The sequence below is a fragment of the Nitratidesulfovibrio oxamicus genome, from assembly GCF_015731765.1.
GTDB classification, from domain to species: domain Bacteria; phylum Desulfobacterota; class Desulfovibrionia; order Desulfovibrionales; family Desulfovibrionaceae; genus Cupidesulfovibrio; species Cupidesulfovibrio oxamicus.
Genome location: NZ_VRYY01000271.1, coordinates 1 through 3,481, shown reverse-complemented (window position 1 = coordinate 3,481; position 3,481 = coordinate 1). Strand labels below are relative to the sequence as shown.

Below are 3,481 nucleotides of genomic sequence, written 5' to 3'. Positions count from 1 at the left end.
GCCGTCTTCCGCATTCCGGAAGGCCCGCGCCGCACGGCACCGTCGCCCCCCGGCCCCATCGGCCATCGCGACCATCCACATGGCGGGCAGCCCGGCCCCACGCCGCGCCCGCAAACCATACAGGAAGCCATCATGTCCAACGGCAAAATCCGCGTCGCGGTCTTTTTCGGCGGGCGTTCGCCCGAGCATGACGTCAGCATCGTCACCGGGTTGCAGGTCATCCAGGCGCTGGACGCCGCGCAGTACGAACCCGTGCCCGTCTACGTGGACCGCTGCGGCGTCTGGCGCACCGGCGAAAAGCTGCTGGACCGCGCCACCTACATCCCCGCCCGCGACGCCGACGGCCTGCCCGCCGTGTCGCTGGAAATCGCCCCCGGCAAGGGCGGCATGCTGGTGGAGCAGACCTCCAGGCTGTTCGGCAAGCCCAGGCGCATTCCCTTCGACGTGGCCATCCCCGCCTTCCACGGCCCCTACGGTGAAGACGGCGACATGCAGGGCCTGTTCGAGGCTGTGGGCATTCCCTACACCGGCATGCGCGTGCTGGCCTCCGCCATATTCATGGACAAGGCGGCCACCAAGCAGGCCCTGGCCGGTAGCGGCATTCCCACGCTGCCCTGCGCGGTGCTGCGCAAGCCCGTGGGCGGCCTGCTGCCCCCGCGCGCCGACATCGAGGCCGCGCTGAAGGGCATCACCCTGCCCGGCTGCCTGAAGCCCGCGCACCTTGGCAGCAGCATAGGCGTGGCCAAGGTGGATTCCATCGAGGACATCGAGGCGGTGCTGCCGGGCCTGTTCAAGAGCGATACCGTGGCCATCGTGGAGCCGTACCTGGACGGCTGCGTGGAATACAACATTTCGGTGCGACGCAACGGAGAAGGGCACGCCACCTCGGCCATCGAGCGGCCCAAGCGCGACAGCGAACTGCTGGACTTTCGCCAGAAGTACCTTTCGTCGGGCGGAAAGACCGGCGGCAAGGCGGGCGGCGCCAAGAGCGCGGGCGATTCCGGCAGTGCGGGCATGCTTTCGCTGACGCGAGAGATCAACCCCGACCTGCCCGAAAGCCTGGAGGGCCGCATCCGCGACTTTGCCGTGCGCACCTACGCGGCCTTTGGCGGCACCGGCGCGCCGCGCATGGACTTCATGTACGACGCCACCCGCGACGAGGTGTGGCTGAACGAAGTGAACCCCATCCCCGGCTCGTTCGCCTTTTTCCTGTGGGAAGCGGCGGAAACCCCGGTGCGCTTCACCCGGCTGCTCTCGCTGATGATCGACGAGGCGCGGGCCATGGCCCGGCACACCGCCTGCCCGGAGGATCCGACCCCCGAGGCGGCGCGGCTGTTCCCCCGCCGGTAGCCACGGCATTCGGTCGGCGGACGCCACGGACGCTTCCGTCCGGACAGCCTCGCGGCCTCGCCCGCCATCCCTTGCTTCACAACGAAAGGTCCGCCCACGCCAGCCGCGGGCGGGCCGCCGACACCGAAAACCGTTTCCTTTCCTCCAAGGCCAGGATCGCAGAGGCTGATGGCCTGAGGGGACATCAAACACGGCGGGCAAAGCATGACGACAACATCCATCTCCGTGCGGTTCAAGCGGGGACTGAAGATCCTCCACATTTTTTTCGCTGGACTGTGGATTGGCGGGACTGCATCGCTAGCCTTGCTGATATGCCTGTACCACCCGCAGAACCCTGAAGAATTTCATGCAAAAAGCAGCATTCTCATGCTTCTGGATTATTACATCATCGCACCCGGAGCATTGGGTTGCTCAATAACCGGCTTCATATATGGCTTGAAGACAAAATATGGTTTTTTCCGTTTCAAATGGATAACCATAAAATGGATAATAAATATTTCGTTTATATTATTTGGAGCCATAATAGTTGTTCCATGGCTTGAATATTCCATCACCACCAGCACATCAATTCAGAATATAGCCGAAGAAAGTGCAAAAATAATATTTACACACATCTCAATAAACATCATTCAGTGGGCAGTAATATTGTTCATGCTGTTTCTTTCGGTGTTCAAGCCGTGGTCGGCATCGGACATGCATGATTAGGCTGCCGCACGGCGCATGACGAAATCGCGCAGCACGACAGCCTGACGCCTGGTCCGGGCGCTGGCCTTCCGGAACGCCAGCCCGAAACCGGCCCGATATCCCGTTGCCCATGCGGTCACGCGCCGCCTTCCGCCCTTGCCCCTTCGCGCGCCCCCGGTGTACACCACGGGGCGCGCTACGCCGCATGCCCGGTCCCTCTTCGCCTCTTCTTTCCACCGCTGCCCGCAGCCTTCAGACACGAGGCACGCACGGGCGCAATGGCTGTCGCGCCGAACACACCACTTCGAGGCCAGCATGAATTCCGCCCCCCCGACCGTCACCCGGACAACCATCCCGCAACCAACCGCAGACGCAAGCATTTCCCCCGCCGCCGCCTGTTCCGCGCCCCCCGTGACTTCCGCAAGCGGGGGGCCATACCTGCACATGGTGCACCTGCCCGATACAGCGCCCGCCCGCCGCACAGCGCCCAACGGGCCAGACACGGCCCCTACAGGCGCGAACGCCACCACCCTGCGCATCGGCCCCCAGATCATATGGGCGCACGGCTGGATGCACACCCACGCCAACCTGTTGCCGCTGGCCAACACCTGCACCCACGGGCGCGACAACTACCTGCTGGACATGCCCGGCTTCGGTCGCTCCGGCATGCCGCCCGCCACGTGGGGCACGCAGGACTACGCCGATCACGCCGCCGCGTGGCTGCGCACCCTGCCGCGCGGCAAACGGATATGGGTGGGACATTCCTTCGGCTGCCGGGTGGGCCTGCAACTGGCGGCCCGCCACCCGGACCTGCTGGACGGGCTGTTCCTGATGGCCGCCGCCGGGTTGCCCCGCCGCCGCACCCCCATGGAAAAATTCACGCGCGGGTGCCGCATCGCCGCGTTCAGGACGCTGAAGCACCTCAACTGGCTGGGCTTTGGCGCGGAGCGGGTGCGCCGCTTCTTCGGCAGTGCGGACTACGCCAACGCCGGCGCCCTGCGGCCCGTGTTCGTCAGCGTGGTCAACGAGAACCTGTCCGACGTGGCCGCCCGCGTGGCCTGCCCCGTGCGCCTGCTGTACGGAGAAAACGACACGGAAACCCCGCCCTCCATGGGGCAGGACTTTGCCCGGCTGCTGCCGCACGCGCACCTGCAGGTGCTGCCGCGCTTCGGGCATCTGGACATTCTGACGGCGGGCAGCCATCAGGCCGCGTACGCCCTGGACACCTTCTGCGAGGAAATCTTCGGTGGCTAGCTCTCTGTTTCTGGGCGCGGCGTTTCTTGCGTTCGCCGTACGGCGCTGCCTGACCTGGCTGCACATCTTCCAGCAGGAAGAATACGACGGCCCGCGTTTCCTGCGCTGGATGGCCGCCGCCCGCGCCTTCGACAAGCGCGCCACCCTGCCCCTGCTGGCCTGCTGGGGCGCGGCGCTGACCGCGCCGGAGGCC

The 3,481-nt window shown here is 65.7% G+C and carries 3 protein-coding genes and 1 pseudogene; all 4 read left to right on the top strand.

Translation table 11 applies throughout. The features are described 5' to 3' along the window. Window positions 1-1,350: D-alanine--D-alanine ligase (locus FVW20_RS10085; RefSeq protein WP_231039019.1), on the top strand; the 1,350-nt coding region annotated here is incomplete at its 5' end. A gap of 204 nt (window positions 1,351-1,554) precedes the next feature. After that, window positions 1,555-2,055 (top strand): hypothetical protein, encoded by a 501-nt coding sequence (locus FVW20_RS10080; RefSeq protein ID WP_196609327.1) that lies wholly within the window; start codon window positions 1,555-1,557, stop codon window positions 2,053-2,055. 390 nt (window positions 2,056-2,445) lie between these two features. Next, window positions 2,446-3,288 carry an alpha/beta fold hydrolase gene (locus tag FVW20_RS10075; RefSeq protein WP_307831475.1) on the top strand — a complete coding sequence of 281 codons (843 nt, stop codon included), beginning with the start codon at window positions 2,446-2,448 and terminating at the stop codon, window positions 3,286-3,288. Further along, window positions 3,281-3,481: pseudogene (locus FVW20_RS10070) on the top strand (UDP-N-acetylmuramoyl-tripeptide--D-alanyl-D-alanine ligase); the annotation flags it as partial. The gene FVW20_RS10075 and the pseudogene FVW20_RS10070, both read left to right, overlap by 8 nt.

Bases quoted from the DNA above. Each gene is read 5' to 3' on its own strand.
- FVW20_RS10080 (WP_196609327.1), top strand. From the start codon at position 1,555: ATGACGACAACATCCATCTCCGTGCGGTTCAAGCGGGGACTGAAGATC.